The sequence below is a fragment of the Bradyrhizobium sp. genome, from assembly GCF_030654605.1.
Classification (GTDB): domain Bacteria; phylum Pseudomonadota; class Alphaproteobacteria; order Rhizobiales; family Xanthobacteraceae; genus Bradyrhizobium.
In genome coordinates this window covers 1-1,928 of record NZ_JAURXB010000171.1, presented here as the reverse complement: position 1 = coordinate 1,928, position 1,928 = coordinate 1, and the positions used below count along the sequence as shown (strand labels likewise).

General features: G+C 63.5%; 2 protein-coding genes and 1 pseudogene. 2 read left to right on the top strand and 1 reads right to left on the bottom strand.

Going from position 1 to position 1,928, the window contains the following annotated elements; all coding sequences use genetic code 11:
* A pseudogene (locus tag Q7U29_RS16050) lies at positions 1 to 230 on the bottom strand (3'(2'),5'-bisphosphate nucleotidase CysQ); the annotation flags it as partial.
* A 202-nt stretch (positions 231 to 432) separates the two neighbouring features.
* On the opposite strand from Q7U29_RS16050, the gene chpT reads away from it, so the two are divergent.
* The gene (chpT, locus tag Q7U29_RS16045; RefSeq protein WP_304743092.1) at positions 433 to 1,080 is read left to right on the top strand and encodes a histidine phosphotransferase ChpT; all 648 of its coding nucleotides are present in this window, start codon (positions 433 to 435) and stop codon (positions 1,078 to 1,080) included.
* A 273-nt stretch (positions 1,081 to 1,353) separates the two neighbouring features.
* Positions 1,354 to 1,928, top strand: a 575-nt coding sequence (locus tag Q7U29_RS16040; RefSeq protein ID WP_304743090.1) for an Hpt domain-containing protein, incomplete at its 3' end; no start/stop codon positions are given.

Genomic DNA, 1,928 nt, shown 5'->3' with positions numbered 1-1,928 from the left:
GCCGGTATGTCTGGCGCCAGTCTTGCCAGCCCTTCGCCGATGATTCGGTCGGCGGCGAGATCCGCCTCCGTTACCGGCGATCCGTCGAGCTTGCCGTCGATCTTCATCGCGGAACGGTTGACAGCGAGAATGGCGGCGCCGTCCCGGACCACCAGGACGGTCAGGGGCCCCATCAGCGCGGCTGCGGCCTCGCGATCGATCGTCGGTCCTGACGAACGTGCCTCATTCATGGGCGGTTTCCCGGGCGGTTTCTCGGCCGATCGCTCGATCGGTTTTTTGGGCGGGTCTCATCTACAGTTCCGTCTTTCCCGCCGAGCCGCCTTGTGGTGGCAGCACGCGCGTTCGCAGTGTATCAAGCCAGCAAGCATGCGTGATTCGCCGTGTCCGCGTCTGTCACGGATTTCCCCAGGTAGAACCTCCAGGTAACACCTTATGTCTGGCACCACGACTCCCGGTCCCGCCCCCGACGCCCTCGAACTGGCGGCGCTGCTGTGTTCGCGGGTTTGCCATGATCTGATCAGCCCGGTCGGTGCCATCGTCAACGGGCTCGAGGTCCTCGACGACAATCCGAAGCCGGAAGACCGCGAATTTGCGCTCGATCTGATCCGCAAGAGCGCCAAGACCGCCTCCGCGCGGTTGCAGTTCTGCCGCCTGGCGTTCGGGGCGGCGGGATCGGCGGGCGCCCAGATCGACCTCGGCGATGCGCAGGCCATGGCGCGCGGTCACCTCGAGGACGCCAAGACCAAGATCACGTGGAATTTGCCGCGGGTGCTGCTGCCGAAGAACCGGGTCAAGCTGCTCCTGAACATGATGGTGATTGCGCAGCAGACCATCCCGCGGGGCGGGGTGCTGACGGTCGATCAGGTCGGCGAAGGCGAAGCCATGGGCTTTCGCGTCGCAGCCGCCGGGCTCAACGCCCGCATGCCGCAGAATATCGCGGACATGCTGAGTTCGGGATCGGCCTCCAGCATCGATGCGCACGCGGTGCAGCCTTATTATACGCGGCTGCTGGCGCAGGCCTGCGGGCTGAACGTGGTGCTCGCTCCCGAGGGCGAAGCGGTGGTCGTGACCGCCTCCTGAGCGTCAGCGGGTATCTCCGCCGACATGCCCTGCGCGATTCCATGGGAATGCCGGTTTGCGATCGGAATATGCGCAGATATCAGCGCGCTGACGCGCAAACATGGTTAACCAGCGGTTTACGCATGCCCCCGGCTTCAACGAAGCCGTCTTATCTCTTTGTTGAGCCCGTTCTTTTCCAATTGCTCAACCAATATTAAACGCTTTGCATAGAAGCTGGCCACGTTCCGAGAGGCGTGTCGAAATCGCGCGCCGATGCGTTCGAAGGCCTGTTTCATGGATGATTTGTTGCGGGAGTTCCTGACCGAGACCAGCGAGAGCCTGGATACGGTCGATAATCAGCTGGTGCGGTTCGAGCAGGATCCGAACAACGCCAAGATTCTGGATAACATCTTCCGGCTGGTTCACACCATCAAGGGCACCTGCGGCTTCCTCGGCCTGCCGCGCCTCGAAGCGTTGGCCCACGCCGGCGAAACGTTGATGGGCAAATTCCGCGACGGCATGCCGGTCACGTCCGAAGCGGTGTCGCTGATCCTTTCCAGCATCGATCGCATCAAGGAAATTCTCGCGGGCCTCGAGGCCACCGAGGCCGAGCCCGAGGGCACCGATCAGGATCTGATCGTCCAGCTCCAGGAATTGGTCGAGCGCGGCATGGCCGCGATGTCAGCGCAAGCGGAGCTCGTCGTGTCAGCATCAGCAGAGTCAACCGCGCCGGTAGCATCAGCACCGGCGGTCGAGCAGGGCACCCTGGTGCCGCAGATACTGGAGCGGGAGCTACGTCCGGGCGAAGTGTCGCTGGACGAACTGGAGCGCGCGTTCCAGGAGACCGCGATCGAGGTGGTCGCACCGCC